Source organism: Melaminivora alkalimesophila (assembly GCF_000282995.1).
GTDB lineage: Bacteria > Pseudomonadota > Gammaproteobacteria > Burkholderiales > Burkholderiaceae_C > Melaminivora > Melaminivora alkalimesophila.
The window spans coordinates 1-15,569 of sequence record NZ_ALEE01000160.1; the positions used below are offsets into that span (position 1 = coordinate 1).

At 70.1% G+C, this 15,569-nt stretch carries 17 protein-coding genes; 15 read left to right on the forward strand and 2 right to left on the reverse strand.

The features are described 5' to 3' along the window. The 7 genes from ribH to tolA form a co-directional block, all read left to right on the forward strand. Nucleotides 1-389, forward strand: a 389-nt coding sequence (ribH, locus tag A612_RS02560) for a 6,7-dimethyl-8-ribityllumazine synthase (protein ID WP_019373039.1), incomplete at its 5' end; no start/stop codon positions are given. Further along, on the forward strand, nucleotides 386-922 hold the full coding sequence (gene nusB / locus A612_RS02565) for a transcription antitermination factor NusB (protein WP_019373040.1): 537 nt from the start codon (nucleotides 386-388) through the stop codon (nucleotides 920-922). The genes ribH and nusB, both read left to right, overlap by 4 nt. 79 nt (nucleotides 923-1,001) lie before the next feature. Continuing rightward, entirely contained in the window at nucleotides 1,002-2,186 is a 1,185-nt protein-coding gene (locus A612_RS02570) for a pyridoxal phosphate-dependent aminotransferase (RefSeq protein WP_040435727.1), read from the forward strand. Between the two features lie 23 nt (nucleotides 2,187-2,209). Beyond that, nucleotides 2,210-2,638 (forward strand): tol-pal system-associated acyl-CoA thioesterase, encoded by a 429-nt coding sequence (gene ybgC / locus A612_RS02575; protein WP_019373042.1) that lies wholly within the window; start codon nucleotides 2,210-2,212, stop codon nucleotides 2,636-2,638. Next, nucleotides 2,635-3,339, forward strand: coding sequence for a protein TolQ (tolQ, locus tag A612_RS02580; protein ID WP_040435725.1), 705 nt, complete (start codon nucleotides 2,635-2,637; stop codon nucleotides 3,337-3,339). Before ybgC ends, tolQ begins: the two co-directional genes overlap by 4 nt. A gap of 33 nt (nucleotides 3,340-3,372) precedes the next feature. Next, nucleotides 3,373-3,798 carry an ExbD/TolR family protein gene (locus A612_RS02585; protein WP_019373044.1) on the forward strand — a complete coding sequence of 142 codons (426 nt, stop codon included), beginning with the start codon at nucleotides 3,373-3,375 and terminating at the stop codon, nucleotides 3,796-3,798. A 43-nt stretch (nucleotides 3,799-3,841) separates the two neighbouring features. Continuing rightward, a complete protein-coding gene (gene tolA, locus A612_RS02590; protein WP_040435728.1) occupies nucleotides 3,842-4,843 on the forward strand; it encodes a cell envelope integrity protein TolA in 1,002 nt (333 codons plus the stop codon). 46 nt (nucleotides 4,844-4,889) lie between these two features. Here the strand turns inward: tolA and A612_RS02595 are convergent, their stop codons facing one another. Further along, nucleotides 4,890-6,221 (reverse strand): MFS transporter, encoded by a 1,332-nt coding sequence (locus A612_RS02595; protein ID WP_019373046.1) that lies wholly within the window; start codon nucleotides 6,219-6,221, stop codon nucleotides 4,890-4,892. A gap of 348 nt (nucleotides 6,222-6,569) precedes the next feature. Between A612_RS02595 and cyoA the strand changes: the two genes are divergently transcribed. The 8 genes from cyoA to A612_RS02635 all read left to right on the forward strand — a co-directional run bounded on the left by cyoA (nucleotide 6,570) and on the right by A612_RS02635 (nucleotide 15,011). Further along, a complete protein-coding gene (cyoA, locus tag A612_RS02600; protein ID WP_051001397.1) occupies nucleotides 6,570-7,526 on the forward strand; it encodes a ubiquinol oxidase subunit II in 957 nt (318 codons plus the stop codon). Nucleotides 7,527-7,553: 27 nt separating this feature from the next. Further along, nucleotides 7,554-9,560, forward strand: coding sequence for a cytochrome o ubiquinol oxidase subunit I (gene cyoB / locus A612_RS02605; RefSeq protein ID WP_040435726.1), 2,007 nt, complete (start codon nucleotides 7,554-7,556; stop codon nucleotides 9,558-9,560). After that, nucleotides 9,553-10,197 carry a cytochrome o ubiquinol oxidase subunit III gene (cyoC, locus tag A612_RS02610; RefSeq protein ID WP_019373049.1) on the forward strand — a complete coding sequence of 215 codons (645 nt, stop codon included), beginning with the start codon at nucleotides 9,553-9,555 and terminating at the stop codon, nucleotides 10,195-10,197. Before cyoB ends, cyoC begins: the two co-directional genes overlap by 8 nt. Continuing rightward, a complete protein-coding gene (cyoD, locus tag A612_RS02615; RefSeq protein ID WP_019373050.1) occupies nucleotides 10,198-10,623 on the forward strand; it encodes a cytochrome o ubiquinol oxidase subunit IV in 426 nt (141 codons plus the stop codon). Then, nucleotides 10,623-11,450: an SURF1 family protein gene (locus A612_RS02620; protein ID WP_019373051.1), complete on the forward strand. Its 828-nt coding sequence runs from the start codon at nucleotides 10,623-10,625 to the stop codon at nucleotides 11,448-11,450. The genes cyoD and A612_RS02620 overlap by 1 nt, the downstream gene beginning before the upstream one ends. Before the next feature lie 192 nt (nucleotides 11,451-11,642). After that, nucleotides 11,643-12,539, forward strand: a complete 897-nt coding sequence (locus tag A612_RS02625) for an MBL fold metallo-hydrolase (RefSeq protein ID WP_019373052.1) — start codon at nucleotides 11,643-11,645, stop codon at nucleotides 12,537-12,539. Nucleotides 12,540-12,663: 124 nt separating this feature from the next. Further along, nucleotides 12,664-14,028 carry a prephenate-dependent tRNA uridine(34) hydroxylase TrhP gene (gene trhP, locus A612_RS02630; protein WP_019373053.1) on the forward strand — a complete coding sequence of 455 codons (1,365 nt, stop codon included), beginning with the start codon at nucleotides 12,664-12,666 and terminating at the stop codon, nucleotides 14,026-14,028. 86 nt (nucleotides 14,029-14,114) lie between these two features. Beyond that, nucleotides 14,115-15,011 (forward strand): ParB N-terminal domain-containing protein, encoded by an 897-nt coding sequence (locus tag A612_RS02635; protein ID WP_019373054.1) that lies wholly within the window; start codon nucleotides 14,115-14,117, stop codon nucleotides 15,009-15,011. Nucleotides 15,012-15,023: 12 nt separating this feature from the next. Here the strand turns inward: A612_RS02635 and A612_RS02640 are convergent. After that, nucleotides 15,024-15,569 (reverse strand): nucleotidyltransferase family protein (locus tag A612_RS02640; RefSeq protein WP_019373055.1); only part of this gene is annotated, 546 nt, incomplete at its 5' end.

Sequence of the window (15,569 nt, forward strand, 5' to 3'; positions counted from 1 at the left end):
CGGGCGCCTGCCGCGCCGAGCTGGCGCGCCTGGGCGTGCAGGACGAGGACATCGTGCACGTGACGGTGCCGGGCGCGCTGGAAGTGCCGCTGGCGCTGCAGGCGCTGGCGCAGCGCGGCGCGGACGAGGACGACGACCAGGAACCCTTCGACGCGCTGATCGCCCTGGGCTGCATCATCCGCGGCGAGACCTACCACTTCGAGCTGGTGGCCAACGAGTCGGGCGCGGGCGTCACGCGCGTCGGGCTGGATTTTCACGTGCCGATCGCCAACGCCATCCTCACCACCGAAGACATGGAGCAGGCCATCGCCCGCCAGAGCGACAAGGGCGTGGACGCCGCGCGCGTGGCGGTGGAGATGGCGCAGCTGCTGCGGGGGCTGAGCCAATGAGCGAGGGCAGCCAACCGGCGCGCCGCCCGCCGCGCCAGCCGCGCAGCGGCACGACCAGCACCGGCGCGCGCAAGGCCGCGTCCAAGAACGCCCGCAGCCGCGCGCGCGAATTTGCCCTGCAAGGCCTGTACCAGCACCTGGTGGGCCGCGGCGAGGCGGAGGCCATCGACCTGTTCACGCGCGACCTGGCGGGCTTCCACAAGGCCGACACGGCGCACTACGACGCCCTGCTGCACGGCTGCATCGACCAGGCGGCCGCGCTCGACGCGCTGCTCGAACCCCACCTGGACCGCAAGCTCGCCGAAGTCTCGCCCATCGAGCACGCCGTGATGTGGATCGGCGCCTACGAGTTCCAGCACTGCCTGGACGTGCCGTGGCGCGTGGTCATCAACGAGTGCATCGAACTTGCCAAGGAGTTCGGCGGCACCGATGGCCACAAGTGGATCAACGGGGTGCTCAACCAGCTGGCGCCGCAGCTGCGCAGCCTGGAGGTGGCGGCCGACAAGGGCGCGCCACCAGCGGCGCCGGACTGAGCCGCGGCCCGCCCCACGCAGTCCCTCCCTCTCCTGTTTCCCGCCCCTCGCGGCGGCACCCGAGCACGCGATGTCCACCCTGAAGTTTTCCACCCGCGCCGAGCGCATCGAACCGTTCTACGTCATGGAGGTCGCCAAGGCCGCGCAGGCCATGGCGCGCGAGGTGGCGGGCTCGCGCGAGCCGATGATCTTCCTGAACATCGGCGAGCCCGACTTCACCGCCCCGCCCCTGGTGCAGGAGGCGGCCGAGCGCATCGTGCGCTCCGGCGGCACGCAATACACCCATGCGCTGGGCCTGGACCAGTTGCGCGAGCGCATCAGCGGCTGGTACGCCGAGCGTTTCCAGCTCGACGTCCCGGCGCGGCGCATCGTGGTCACGGCCGGCGCCTCGGCGGCCCTGCAGCTCGCCTGCCTGGCGCTGATCGAGGCGGGCGACGAGGTGCTGATGCCCGATCCGAGCTACCCGTGCAACCGCCATTTCGTGAGCGCGGCCGAGGGCCGGGCCGTGCTGATCCCGACCACCGCCGAGGAGCGCTTCCAGCTGAGCGCCGCCAAGGTCGAGGCGGCCTGGGGTTTGAGGACGCGCGGCGTGCTGCTGGCCTCGCCCTCCAACCCCACCGGCACCTCGATCGCGCCGGACGAGCTGCGCCGCATCCACGAGGTGGTGCGCGCGCGCGGCGGCATCACGCTGATCGACGAAATCTACCTGGGCCTGTCCTACGACGACGCCTTCGGCCAGTCGGCGCTGGCGATTGGCGACGACATCATCAGCATCAACAGCTTCAGCAAGTACTTCAACATGACGGGCTGGCGCCTGGGCTGGATGGTGGTGCCCGAGGCCATGGTGCCGGTGGTCGAGCGCCTGGCGCAGAACCTGTTCATCTGCGCCTCCACCATCTCGCAGCACGCGGCGCTCGCCTGCTTCGAGCCGGGCAGCATCGCCGAGTACGAGCGCCGCCGCGCCGAGTTCCGCGCCCGGGGCGACTTCTTCATCCCGGCGCTGCAGTCGCTGGGCCTGGAAGTGCCCGTGGCGCCCGATGGTGCCTTCTACGCCTGGGCCGACTGCACGCGTGCAGCGCAGCGGCTGGGCGTCGAGGGCAGCTGGGATTTCGCCTTCGAGCTGATGCGCCGCGCCCACCTGGCGATCACGCCCGGGCGCGACTTCGGCGCGGCGGACACCGCCCGCTTCGTGCGCTTCTCGACCGCCAACTCCATGGCGCAGCTGCAGGAAGCCGTGGCGCGCCTGCGCACGCTGCTGGCCTGAACCGAGGCCGGGCCGGAGCAGCCATGCACTTCGAATGGCCGGTGCGCATCTACTGGGAGGACACGGACGCCGGCGGCATCGTGTTCTACGCCAACTACCTGAAATTCTTCGAGCGCGCGCGCACCGAGTGGCTGCGCTCGCTGGGCCTGGCGCAGCAGCGGTTGCGGGAACTCACGGGCGGCATGTTTGTCGTAGGCGAGGCGCGGGTGCGCTACTTGGCGCCGGCGCGCCTGGACGATGAACTGATTGTTACGGCGCGCCTGGCCGAGGCCGGCCGGGCATCGCTGACAATCGCGCAGCAAGCCCTGAAGGTGCCCACGGGTGTCGGCGCCGAGCCGCTGCTGCTGTGCGACGGCCAGGTGCGCATCGGCTGGGTCGAGGCCGCCACCCTGCGCCCGGCGCGCATCCCGCCCGACCTCCTGCTCCAACTGTCTTCTTCCTCTCGCCCATGAATTCCCAAGACATGTCCATGTTGAGCCTGGTGCTCAACGCCAGCTGGGTCGTGCAGTTCGTGATGCTGCTGCTGCTGGGCGTCTCCGTCGCCAGCTGGGCCGCCATCTTTCGCAAGCTCTTCGGCCTCAAGCGCGTCGGGCGCCTGAACGACGAATTCGAGCGCGAGTTCTGGTCGGGCGCCAGCCTGAACGACCTCTATGCCCACGCGGCCGAGCACGCGCAGCACGCCGGCCCCATGGAGCGCATCTTCGCCAGCGGCATGCGCGAGTTCCTGAAACTGCGCGAGCGCCGCATCCAGGACGCCGCCACCTTGCTCGACGGCGCGCGCCGCGCCATGCGCGCGAGCTTCCAGCGCGAGATGGACATGATCGAGTCCAGCCTGTCCTTCCTCGGCTCGGTCGCCTCGGTCAGCCCCTACGTGGGCCTGTTCGGCACGGTGTGGGGCATCATGCACGCCTTCACCGGTTTTGCCGGCATGGAGCAGGTGACGCTCGCCACCGTCGCGCCGGGCATCGCCGAGGCCCTGGTGGCGACCGCCATCGGCCTGTTCGCCGCCATCCCCGCCGTGGTGGCCTACAACCGCTTCGCGCGCGACATCGACCGCGTCGCCACGCGCCAGGAGACCTTCATCGAGGAATTCTCGAACATCCTGCAGCGCAACCTGGCGGCGCAGCCGGCCGTGCCCTCGGCACCCCACTGAGCCGCGCCGCCCGAACCGAGGAGATCCCGACCCATGTCCGCCCTGGCCTCGCGCAGCGGCACCCGCCGCCGCTCCATGAACGAGATCAACATGGTGCCGTTCATCGACGTGATGCTGGTGCTGCTCATCATCTTCATGGTGACGGCGCCGATGCTCACGCCCAGTTCGGTGAACGTGCCCTCCGTCGGCAAGGGCGCCAAGGTGCCGAAGACGCGCGCCGACGTGCTCATCGACCAGGACGGCAGCGTCCGGCTGCGCACCGACGGCAACGAGCGCCCGGTCGCCCTGCAACACCTGGGAGCGACCACCAGCGCCTGGCTCAAGGAGCAGCCCGAGGACACGCCGGTGCTGATCAGTGCGGACAAGGGCGTCTCCTACGACTCCGTCATGCAGGCCATGTCGGCCCTGCAGCGCGCCGGCATCACCCGCGTGGCGCTGGCCGTGCGCAGCGGTGGCTGAGGCGCACACCCCGGCACCGAACCCATTGGCCCTGCCCGAGCGCATGCACACGCCCCTCGACGACCGCGACCGCTTCGCCCCGCCGCCCCAACCCGGCCGCTCGCGCGCCGTGGCGCTGGCGGTGCTGGCGCACGCGCTGCTGATCGGCGCCCTGACCTGGGGCGTGCGCTGGAAGGCCAGCGACGACGCCCCTGCCGTGGAGGCCGAGCTGTGGTCCGCGCTGCCCCAGCAGGCAGCGCCGCGCCCATCCGCGGCCCCACCGCCGCCGCCCGCACCGGCCCCCGCACCCCCGCCTCCGGCGCCAGCGCCCCGCCCGGCGCCGCCACCCCCTGCGCCGCCGCCCAAGGCCGAGCCGAACACGCGCGAGGCCGACATCGCCCTGGAGCGCGAGAAAAAGCGCCTCGAAGAGGAAAAGAAACGCGCGCAGCAGCTCGAACGCGAGAAGCGCCAGCGCGAGCTCAAGGAGCAGGAGCGCCGCGAGCGGCTGGAGCAGGAGCGCAAGGAACGCCTGGCGCAGCAGAAGGCCGAGCGCGAGAAGCAGGAAAAGGAAAAGCAGGCCCGGCTGGAGCGCGAGAAAGCCGAACGCGAGAAGGCCGAGAAGGCCGAGCGCGAGAAGCAGGAACGGCAGAAGAAGCTCGCCGAGGAAAAGCGCCGCGCCGAAGCCGAAGCCAAGCGGGCCGAGGAGCTCCGCCAGGAACAGCTGCGCCGCATCGCCGGCTTGGCAGGCGCCACCGGCAGCGAAACCGCGACGGGCACGGCCCAGCGCAGCAGCGGCCCCTCGGGCAGCTACGGCGGCAAGGTCGCTGCCAAGGTGCGGCCCAACATCGTCTACCCCGACGCGGTCGCCGGCAATCCGCGTGCCGAGGTCGAGGTGCGCGCCGCGCCCGACGGCACCATCGTGGGGGTGCGCGTGGTGCAATCGAGCGGCAACAAGTCGTGGGACGAGGCCGTGGTGCGCGCGCTCCACAAGACCGAAACACTGCCGCGCGACGTGGACGGGCGCGTGCCCTCGTCGCTCGTGATCGGCTTTCGGCCGAAGGACTGAAACTCGCGTCCGGGCGCACCTCCGCCGGGAGGCTGCCGCATCGTCCTCAGCCGCGCCCCTCGAGCAGCCGGTTGATGCGCAGCGCCAGCAGCGTGCACACCACGCCCGAGAGCAGGTACAGCGTCACGGCGCCCAGCCCGAAGCGCGCCGACAGCCCCAGCGCCACCAGCGGCGCGAAGGCGGCCCCGAACAGCCATGCCAGATCGGCCGACAGGGCAGCGCCCGTGTACCGGTAGCGCGGCGCGAAGTTGGAGGTCACGGTGCCCGCCGACTGGCCGTAGGACAGCCCCAGCAGCACGAAGCCCAGCAGCAAGAAGGTGTTGCTGCCGGCCACGCTCCCGTCCAGCAGCCACGGCGTCGCCAAGCTGAACAGGCCGATCAGCACCGCCATGCCGCCCAGCAGCCTGCGCCGCCCGATCCGGTCCGCCAGCCGGCCCGACAGCATGATCGCCAGCGCCGCCAGGAAGGCGCCCGCGATCTGCACGCCCAGCACCTCGGTCATGCTGCGTTCGGAATACAGCGAGATCCACGACAGCGGGAACACCGTCACCACGTGGAACAGCGCAAAGCTCGCCAGCGCCGCGAAAGCCCCGAGGAACACGTGGCCGCCCTGCTCGCGCACCAGCTGCGCCACCGGTACCGGCTCCAGCTCCTTGTCCTCCAGCAATTGCGCATAGGACTGCCCCACCACCAGCCGCAGCCGGGCAAAGAGCGCCACCACGTTGATCGCAAACGCCACGCAGAACGGATAGCGCCAGCCCCAGGCGAGGAATTCCTCCTGCGTCAGCTGGCTGTGGAGGAAGGCGAACAGCGACGCCGCCAGGATGAAGCCCGCCGGCGCGCCCAGCTGTCCGACCATGGCATACCAGCCGCGCCGCTCGCGGGGCGCTGCCATGGCCAGCAGCGACGGCAGCCCATCCCAGGAGCCGCCCAGCGCCACGCCCTGGCCGATGCGCAACACCACCAGCGCGGCAATCGCGGCCGGGCCGATGGCCTCGTAGCCCGGCAGGAGCGCCATGCTCACCGTGGAGATGCCGAGCAGGAACAGCGCCAGCGTCAGCTTCGTGCCGCGCCCCCAGCGCCGCTGCACCGCCATCGACACCGCCGTGCCGACGGGCCGCACGACAAAGGCCATGGCAAAGATCGCAAAGGCCGCAAGCGTCCCCGCCAGCGGCGACAGGAAGGGAAACATCAGCTGCGGGAACACCAGCACGCAGGCGATGCCGAAGACAAAGAAATCGAAGTATTCCGAGGAGCGGCCAATGATCACGCCCACGGCGATCTCGCTGGGGGTGGCGTCCTCGTGCGTGTTCGCGTGCGACAGCGACGCCTCGTCTTCGTGCCCATAGACGGGCAGCGCCATGGAACGGCTGCTCATGCGGTCAAGCTCCTGTGGTTGGCGGCCCGGCCCCGCCCGGTGCGGGGCGCGCGCCCTGAAGGGGCCGCAGGCCGAGTGCAGCCCCGTTCTACACCCGCCCTGGCCGCCCCACAAGTCGGACAAGGCGCATTGCGCACGCCTGCCGGCCCCGCCCTCCTGTCGGACGAGACCGCTTTTTCGCTGGCTGCGCCCTCGGGTGCTTGATCGCGCCCGGGCCCTCGCCTAGCCTTTCGGGCTCGGGCCTGGCGCGCCGTCTCCCGCTCGGGAACCAGGGCCTGCCCGGTCGCCCGGAGGGGTCTGCTTCCGGGCCCCGTGCCAACGCGCTGCGCCCCTGTCCCCTTCACCACGATGCCGATCTCTTCTCGATCCTGCGGCCGCGTCCGCCCCATCCTTTTCGTTGCTGCCTGCTGCACGCTGCTTGCCGGCTGCAGCAAGGCCGTGGTGCTCAACCCGGCCGGCGACGTGGCCGCGCAGCAAGGCAGGCTCGTCATGACCGCCACGCTGCTGATGCTGCTCATCATCGTGCCGGTCATCATCCTGACGCTGGCCTTTGCCTGGAAGTACCGCCAGAGCAACCAAGATGCGCCCTACAGCCCGGACTGGCATCACTCGACCACGCTCGAACTGGTCATCTGGACGGTGCCGCTGCTGATCGTCATCGCCCTCGGGGCGCTGACCTGGATCGGCACGCACAAGCTCGATCCCTACCGACCGCTGGACCGACTCGATGCCACACGCCCCCTGCCGCCGGATACCCGGCCGCTGGAGGTGCAGGTGGTCGCCATGGACTGGAAGTGGCTGTTCGTCTATCCCGAGCAGGGCATCGCCACCGTGAACGAACTGGCGGCGCCCGTGGACCGACCGATCCTGTTCAAGCTCACGGCCACCTCGACCATGAATGCCTTCTACGTGCCGGACCTGGCCGGAATGATCTACGCCATGCCCGGCATGCAGACCGAGCTGAACGCCGTGATCAACCAGGCCGGCGTCTACCCGGGGCTGGCCTCGCACCACAGCGGCCCGGGTTTTTCCGGCATGACCTTCAAGTTCCACGGCCTGCCCGAGGCCGACTTCGCGCAGTGGGTGCAAAAGGCCAAGGCGGACGGCCGCTCGCTGGACCTGGCCAGCTATCTGGAGCTGGCCAAGCCCAGCGAGCGCGAGCCGGTGCAGCGCTTTGCCAGTGTGCAGCCCGATCTGTACCAGCGCATCCTGAACCGCTGCGTGGAGGACGGCCGGACCTGCCTGCACGAGACCATGGCAGCCAAGGACGCGCGCGCCGCCACGCCCCAGGCCGGCAGCCACTGAAGCCGTGGCCGTACCAGAGAAATCGCTATGTCTCCTGAACCACTGACTCCCAACCACTGGCTGCTGGGCCGCCTGAGCTGGCAGTCCGTCCCGATGGCGCACGAGCCCATCCTGCTGTGGACCTTCGTCTTCGTGGCACTCGGCGGCCTGCTGGTGCTGGCCGCCCTGACGCGCTACCGCCTGTGGGGCCCGCTGTGGCGCGACTGGATCTGCTCGATCGACCACAAGAAGATCGGCATCATGTACATGGTCCTGGGCCTGGTCATGTTCCTGCGCGGCTTTTCCGACGCGATCATGATGCGCCTGCACCAGGCCATGGCCGTCGGCGAGAGCCTGGGCTACCTGCCGCCACACCACTACGACCAGATCTTCACGGCCCACGGCGTGATCATGATCTTCTTCGTGGCCATGCCGTTTGTCACGGGCTTGATGAACTACTTGGTGCCGCTGCAGATCGGCGCCCGCGACGTCGCCTTTCCGTTCCTGAACAACTTCAGCTTCTGGATGACCGTGGGCGGCGCCGTGCTGGTCATGGTCTCGCTGTTCCTGGGCGAATTTTCCACCTCGGGGTGGCTTGCGCTGTCCAACCTGGGGGCGCAGGATCCGGGCGTCGGGCTCGACTACTACATCTGGGCCCTGCAGGTCGCCGGGGTGGGGACGACGCTGTCGGCCATCAACCTGATCGCCACCATCATCAAGATGCGCGCGCCCGGCATGAACCTCATGAAGATGCCGATCTTCACCTGGACCGCGCTGTGCACCAACGCCCTCATCGTGGCGAGCTTCCCGGTGCTCACGGCCACGCTGGCGCTGATGACGCTCGACCGCTACTTGGGCACCCAGTTCTTCAGCAACGACCTGGGCGGCAATTCCATGCTGTACGTGAACCTGATCTGGATCTGGGGCCACCCCGAGGTCTACATCCTGGTGCTGCCCGCCTTCGGCGTGTATTCCGAGATCGTGCCGACCTTCACCCGAAAGCGCCTGTTCGGCTACACCTCCATGGTCTATGCCACGGTGGTCATCACCATCTTGTCGTACCTGGTGTGGCTGCACCACTTCTTCACCATGGGCTCGGGCGCGACGGTGAACACCTTCTTTGGCATCACCACGATGATCATCTCGATCCCGACGGGCGCGAAGATCTTCAACTGGCTGTTCACCATGTACCGCGGCCGCATCCGCTTCACGGTGCCCATGATGTGGACCATCGGCTTCATGGTGACGTTCGCCATCGGCGGCATGACGGGCGTGCTGCTGGCGGTGCCGCCGGCGGACTTCGTGCTGCACAACTCGCTGTTCCTGGTCGCGCACTTCCACAACGTGATCATCGGCGGGGTGGTGTTCGGCGTGTTCGCCGCCATGAACTACTGGTTCCCCAAGGCCTTCGGTTACCGGCTGGTCGAGTCCTGGGGCAAGGCGTCGTTCTGGTTCTGGCTGGTGGGCTTCTGGGTGGCCTTCACGCCGCCCTACATCCTGGGGCTGATGGGCGTGACGCGCCGCGTGAGCCATTTCGAGGACACCTCGCTGCAGCCGCTGTTCGTGACCTCCTTCATCGGCACGCTGCTGATCGCGGCGGGCATCGCCTGCCTGCTGGTGCAGCTGTTCGTCAGCTTCCGGCGCCGCGCCGAGCTGCGTGACCTGAGCGGCGACCCCTGGGACGGGCGCACGCTGGAGTGGGCGACCTCCTCGCCGCCGCCGCCGTACAACTTTGCCTTCACGCCCGTGGCCCACGAGATCGACGCCTGGTGGGACATGAAGCGGCACGGCTACCGGCGACCACTGTCGGGTTTCCAGCCCATCCACATGCCGGCCAACACGGCCGCGGGCTTCGTCATCGCCATGCTGTGCACGCTGCTGGGCTTTGCCATGGTCTGGCACATGTGGCTGCTGGCCGTCGGCGCCCTGGCCGCCGTCGTGCTCGCGGCGATCGTCCACAGCTTCAACTACCAGCGCGACCACTGGATCCCCGCCGCCGAGGTGGCGGCCGTGGAAGAGGCGCGCACCCAGCAACTGGCCGCCGCCCATGCCTGAGACCACCGCGACCCTGACCCACCCCGGCGCCGGCCCTGGTGCCAGTGGCGCGCGCCGCTACCACTTGGCGCAGGAGCCGCACGTGGCCAACGGCACCGCCCTGGGCTTCTGGCTCTACCTGATGAGCGACATCCTCATCTTCGCGGCGCTGTTTGCCACCTACGGCGTGCTGGGGCGCGCCTACGCGGGTGGGCCGACCGGGGCGGAGCTGTTCGACCTGAAACTGGTGGCGCTCAACACCGCCTTCCTGCTGCTGTCCTCCTTCACCTTCGGCCTGGCCATGCTGCACAAGCAGGCGCGCCAGGTGGGCGGGACGCTGGCTTGGCTCGGTGTCACGGGACTGCTGGGTCTGGCCTTCCTGGCGGTGGAGCTCTACGAATTCGCCCACCTGATCGCCCAGGGCGCGACGCCCCAGCGCAGCGCCTTCCTCTCGGCCTTCTTCGCCCTGGTGGGCACGCACGGCCTGCACGTAGCCTTCGGCCTGGTGTGGCTGGTCACGCTGATGCTGCAGGTGCATCGGCACGGCCTGATTCCCGCCAACGTGCGCCGCGTCGATTGCCTGTCCATGTTCTGGCACTTCCTGGACCTGGTGTGGGTGGGCGTCTTCACCTTTGTGTACCTGATGGGGGTGCTGTAGATGGGCACGCACGAACTTCCTGCCGACCACGGCGCGCACCCGGCCGAGGCCGAGGAACTGTTGGTCACCCGGTCCGACTACGTCCGGGGCTTCATCCTGGCCGTGCTGCTCACGGTGGCGGCGTTCTGGCTGGTCATGGGCGACGTCATCCAGAACCGCGCCACGCTCGCGGTGGCGCTCGGCGTGCTGGCCGCCGTCCAGATCCTGATCCACATGGTGTATTTCCTGCACATGAACGGCCGGATGCAGGGCGGTTGGACCCTGCTGTCGACCATCTTCGCCGCCGTGTTCGTGGTGGTGACGCTCGCGGGAACGCTGTGGGTGATGTTCCACATGAACGCCCACATGATGCCCGACCACGCCAACCCCATGGCGCGCTCACAACCCGCCCAGGAGCGCCCTGCCCTGCCCGGCGCTGCGCCTTGATGCAGGCTTCGGCCGGAGAACCTGCGCCGCGGCGGCCCCGCTCGGCTGCCGCCCTGGCGCTGCTGGCTTTGGCGGGACTGGCCCTGTTCCTCGCCTTTGCCGGGCTGGGCGCCTGGCAGCTGGAGCGGCGCGCCTGGAAGCTGGCCCTCATCGAGCGCGTGGAGCAGCGCCTGCAGGCCGCGCCCCGGCCGCTGCCGCCGCGCTCCGACTGGCCGCGCGTGGATGCGGCGCGCCATGAATACCTGCCGGTGCGGCTGCAGGGCCGCTGGCAGGCGGACAAGACCGTGCTGACCCAGGCGACGACGGAGCTGGGCGCCGGCTTCTGGGTGCTGACGCCGCTGGCGCTGGACACGGGCGGGCAGGTGCTGGTCAACCGCGGCTTCATTCCCGAAGCGCTGCGCAGGGCGTGGCCGGCCCGCGACCCCCTCCTGGCGGCCGGCCAGAGCGACGCACCCGTGCGGCTGGCGGGGCTGCTGCGCATGAGCGAGCCCGGCGGCGGTTTTCTGCGCCGCAACGACCCGGCCGCAGGCCGCTGGCACTCGCGCGACGTGGCGGCGATCGCCCAGGCGCAGGGGCTGGACGGGGTCGCGCCCTTCTTCGTCGATGCCGGCCTGCCCGGCCCTTCCACCGGCGCCCAGGCGGCGCCCGCTCCCGACGCCTGGCCGCGCCCCGGCATGACCGTGGTGCAGTTTCGCAATACGCACCTGGTCTATGCGTTGACCTGGTGGGGGCTTGCCGCCCTGGTGGGCGGGGGAATGGCCCTGGTGGCGCGCCACGAACTTCGTCTGCGCGCGCTCATGGCTCCCGGGCCAGCGGGATCGGCCTGAGCCTCCCGAGACCCCGCCGGGTGGCCGCGCCCACGTGCGGATGGCTGCGGCGGCCGCCCCTGTCCCGCAGGCGAACGCCTCACCGAGGACCAATGCACCCGTTCTGGCATCATGGTTCGGTTCGGCCAGCCGCACACCCGGGCCGGGCAGTGCCCGCCAGTCGGTGTCCCGCCCACCTGGCCAGGAGACCCCATGCAAGCCTCGCACACCTTCGGCCCCGTCCGCATCTACCTCGGCCACCAGTCCGGCAAGTATCCTGACGGCAACCAGATCGTCGTCCAGGGCGCCGACACCCGCATCGCCTTCGACACCCCGCTGGTGTCGCGCCAGATCGGCGAGGACCTGGAAGGCGCCGACCTGCTGCTGCTCAGCCACATGCACGAGGACCACGCGGTCGGCCTGGGACGCCTGGCGCACGTGCCCGTCCAGGCGCACGAGGCCGACCTGCAGGCGGTGCGCTCCTGGGAAGGCTTCAAGCGCCACTACGGCTACCCAGACGAGATCCTCGACGCGCTGCACGGCATGATCGTGCGCGAGTTCGACTACCAGCCGCGCCCGGACGCCACCGGCTACACCGATGGCCAGGTCTGGGAGCTGGGCGGCGGCGTGCGCGTGCGCGCCCACCACCTGCCGGGCCATTCCGCGGGGCATTGCGCCCTGGTCGAGGAAAGCACGGGGGTGGCCTTCATCGGCGACATCGACCTCACGGGCTTCGGCCCCTACTACGGCGACGCGGGCTCCAGCCTGGAACAGTTCGAGCGCAGCCTGGAGCAGCTGCGCACGCTGGAGGCGCGCACCTGGGTCACCTCACACCACCGCGGCGTACTGACCGAACGCGCCGCCTTCCTCCAGGCCCTGGACCGCTTCGCCGCGAAGATCGGCGAGCGCGACGCGCGGCTGCTGGCCCGCCTGCGCGAGCGGCCGCACACGCTGGACGAGCTGGTGGCGCACGGCCTGCTCTACCCGGTCGGCACGCCCCTGCCCTGGGTCGCCATGGCCGAGCGGCGCACCATCGAGCAGCACCTGGAGCGCCTGCAGGCTCGCGGCGCGGTACAGCAGGACGGCGCCGGCAGCTACCGGGCCACCTGAGCGACACCCGCCGGGACCCGTCGCGTGCAGCGGCGGGGTCGGGTGGTCGGGAGCCCCGCCTGGCATTGCGATCTTTGCGCATCGGAGACAATGGCCGGTTCGCCCCCGCACACCCTCGATTGCCATGAAAAGCCCGGAACTGCTGCTGCCCGCCGGCTCGCTCGACAAGATGCGCGCCGCCTACGATTTCGGCGCCGACGCCGTCTATGCCGGCCAGCCGCGCTACTCCTTGCGCGCGCGCAACAACGAGTTCCGGCTGGAGCAGATTGCGCAAGGCATCGCCGAAGCGCACGCACGCGGCAAGAAATTCTTCGTCACCAGCAACCTGATCGCGCACAACGACAAGGTGCGAACCTACCTGCGCGACATCGAACCGGTGATCGCGTGCCGGCCCGACGCCTTCATCATGGCCGACCCGGGCCTGATCATGATGGTCAAGGAGAAGTGGCCGGAGACCGAAATCCACCTCTCGGTGCAGGCGAACACCACCAACTGGGCCACCGTGAAGTTCTGGCAGAAGGTGGGCGTCTCGCGCATCATCCTGTCGCGCGAGCTGAGCCTGGACGAGATCGAGAAGATCCGCCAGGAATGCCCGGACATGGAATTGGAAGTGTTCGTGCACGGCGCCTTGTGCATCGCCTATTCGGGCCGCTGCCTGCTGTCGGGTTATTTCAACCGGCGCGACCCCAACCAGGGCACCTGCACCAACGCCTGCCGCTGGGAGTACAAGACGCACGAAGCCGCCGTCGACCCCAACACCGGCGAGGCGCTGGCCATGCGCATGGAAGGTGATGGCTTCAACTTCGAGGCCGCGCGCGAGGAGGCCGACAGCCAGTTCACCAGCACCTGCGGCGGCGGCCAACGCCACCCGAAGGCCGACCAGGTCTACCTGATCGAGGAGATCGGCCGCCCGGGCGAGCTGATGCCCATCATGGAGGACGAGCACGGCACCTACATCATGAACAGCAAGGATCTGCGCGCCGTCGAGCACGTCGAGCGGCTGGTCAAGATCGGTGTCGATTCGCTCAAGATCGAGGGCCGCACCAAGAGCCTGTACTACGTGGCGCGCACCGCCCAGGTCTACCGCCGCGCGATCGACGACGCCGTCGCCGGCCGGCCTTTCAACCCGCACCTGATCACCGAGCTGGAGGGCCTGGCGAACCGTGGCTACACCGGGGGCCTTTTGGAGCGCCGCCCGGCCCACGACTACCAGAACTACGAGACCGGCCACAGCGTGCTGCAGCGCAGCCACTTCGTGGGCGAGGTGCGCAGCTGGGCCGACGGCATGGCCGAGGTGGAGACCAAGAACCGCTTCCAGGTCGGCGACACGCTGGAGATCATCCACCCGTCCGGCAACCGGCAGATCGAGCTGAAAGAGATGTTCAACCTCGAGGGCACGCCGGTGCAGGTCGCCCAGGGCAGCCCGATCCGCGTGCGCATCCCGCTCGAAGGTCCGGTCGAGGGCGCACTGATCGCCCGGCTGCTCTGACGCTTGGGCGCTGCCCACCAGCAGCCCACCCCTTCCCCAGCAAGGCCCGCCAGGGCCTTTTGCTTTTCCCTGTCCTGCCCCTTTCGATGACCACGACCCCCCGCGACATCACCGTCCTGCCCGAACTGGAGGCCTACATCGACCCATTGACCCCCGAGGAAGAGGAGGCGCTGGAGCGCAGCCTGCTCGCAGAGGGTTGCCGCGACGCGCTGGTGCTGTGGGGCAACATCCTGGTGGACGGCCACAACCGCTACCGGCTGTGCACCCGGCACGGCCTGCCGTTTCGCACCGTGCAGAACCCGCACTTCCAGAGCATGGAAGACGTGCATCTGTGGATGATCGACCAGCACCTGGGGCGGCGCAGCGTGTCCGAGTTCCAGCGCGGCGTGCTGGCGCTGCGCAAGCGCGAGATCATCGCCGCGCGACGGGCGGCTGCCGCGGCGGCCGTGGTGGCGGCGCGTGCCGAGGCCGGGCCGGAAGCTCCCCCCTGGGAGGGTGACACCGACCCGGTGGTGGCGCGCGCGCTGGCGGCGGTGCCCAAGGTGCCGGACGAGGCCCTGGACACGCGCGAGGCGCTGGCGCGGGCGGCGCGTCTGACAGCGGCCCAGGTCAAGATGATCGAGACCATCCACCAGAACGCCGCCCCGGAAGTCGTGGCCGCCGTGCGCACGGGCGAGCTGTCGCTCAACGCGGCCGCGGTGGTGGCCCAGCTGCCGCTGCCCGAGCAGCAGGCCGCTGCCGGCGGGGGTGCCCAGGAACTCAAGCAGGCCGCGCGGCGCGTGCGCGAGGCCCGGAAGAAGGCACGGACAGAGTCCGCTGCTGCCCCGGCCGGGGCGCAGGACCATCCGGCCGGGACGGGCGCGGCCGCGTCCGCTGACCTGGCCGCCCTGCAAAGCCGCGTGGCCGAGCTGGAGGCCGAGAATGATCGCCTGCGCGAGCAGGTGCGGGCCCTGCAGGGTCTGCTGGCCGAGCAGCCCGGCTAAAACCCGAAGGGTCTACGGCTCCAGGCGCACGCCGTGCGCCCGCTCCAGCCGCACCAGGTCCTCGGGCGTGTCCACGTCGGTGGTGCAGCGCGCATGCGCCACCGGCACGGCCAGCGCCTGCGCGGGGTGGGCGCGCCGCCATTCGCGCACGCCAGCTGCCGCCGAGCCCAGCAACAGCGCGCGCAGCCCGGCGCCGAAGACGATCGGATGGCCAGGCTGGCCATCGTGCTGCGGAAACACCAGCTCGACGCCGGCGGGCCGCTCGCGCCAGGCTGCCTGCATGGCCTGCAGGTCCTGCACCTCCAGCAGCGGCTGGTCGGCCAGCAAGACCATCACTTCCTGGATTTCCGCTCCGAGGGCAGCCAGGCCGCAGCGCAGCGAGCCCCCGGGACCGGCGTCCGGGGCGGGGTTGCGCACCCGTCGCACCTGTCCCGCGAGGGGGCCGGCGGCCTGCAGCGCCGCCTCGATGGCCTCGGCGTGGTGGCCCAGCACCAGCGCCACGCGCTCCAGCCCCGCCTCGCGCAGCAGCCGCACCTGCCGCAGCACCAGCGGCTCCCC

Excerpts from the sequence above, each read along its gene's own strand:
- cyoB (WP_040435726.1), top strand. The coding sequence starts at position 7,554 with ATGTCTCCTGAACCACTGACTCCCAACCACTGGCTGCTGGGCCGCCTG.
- A612_RS02635 (WP_019373054.1), top strand. The coding sequence starts at position 14,115 with ATGACCACGACCCCCCGCGACATCACCGTCCTGCCCGAACTGGAGGCC.
- A612_RS02625 (WP_019373052.1), top strand. The coding sequence starts at position 11,643 with ATGCAAGCCTCGCACACCTTCGGCCCCGTCCGCATCTACCTCGGCCAC.
- tolA (WP_040435728.1), top strand. The coding sequence starts at position 3,842 with ATGCACACGCCCCTCGACGACCGCGACCGCTTCGCCCCGCCGCCCCAA.
- ybgC (WP_019373042.1), top strand. The coding sequence starts at position 2,210 with ATGCACTTCGAATGGCCGGTGCGCATCTACTGGGAGGACACGGACGCC.
- trhP (WP_019373053.1), top strand. The coding sequence starts at position 12,664 with ATGAAAAGCCCGGAACTGCTGCTGCCCGCCGGCTCGCTCGACAAGATG.
- cyoA (WP_051001397.1), top strand. The coding sequence starts at position 6,570 with ATGCCGATCTCTTCTCGATCCTGCGGCCGCGTCCGCCCCATCCTTTTC.
- cyoD (WP_019373050.1), top strand. The coding sequence starts at position 10,198 with ATGGGCACGCACGAACTTCCTGCCGACCACGGCGCGCACCCGGCCGAG.
- tolQ (WP_040435725.1), top strand. The coding sequence starts at position 2,635 with ATGAATTCCCAAGACATGTCCATGTTGAGCCTGGTGCTCAACGCCAGC.
- cyoC (WP_019373049.1), top strand. The coding sequence starts at position 9,553 with ATGCCTGAGACCACCGCGACCCTGACCCACCCCGGCGCCGGCCCTGGT.
- A612_RS02595 (WP_019373046.1), bottom strand. The coding sequence starts at position 6,221 with ATGAGCAGCCGTTCCATGGCGCTGCCCGTCTATGGGCACGAAGACGAG.
- nusB (WP_019373040.1), top strand. The coding sequence starts at position 386 with ATGAGCGAGGGCAGCCAACCGGCGCGCCGCCCGCCGCGCCAGCCGCGC.
- A612_RS02585 (WP_019373044.1), top strand. The coding sequence starts at position 3,373 with ATGTCCGCCCTGGCCTCGCGCAGCGGCACCCGCCGCCGCTCCATGAAC.
- A612_RS02620 (WP_019373051.1), top strand. The coding sequence starts at position 10,623 with ATGCAGGCTTCGGCCGGAGAACCTGCGCCGCGGCGGCCCCGCTCGGCT.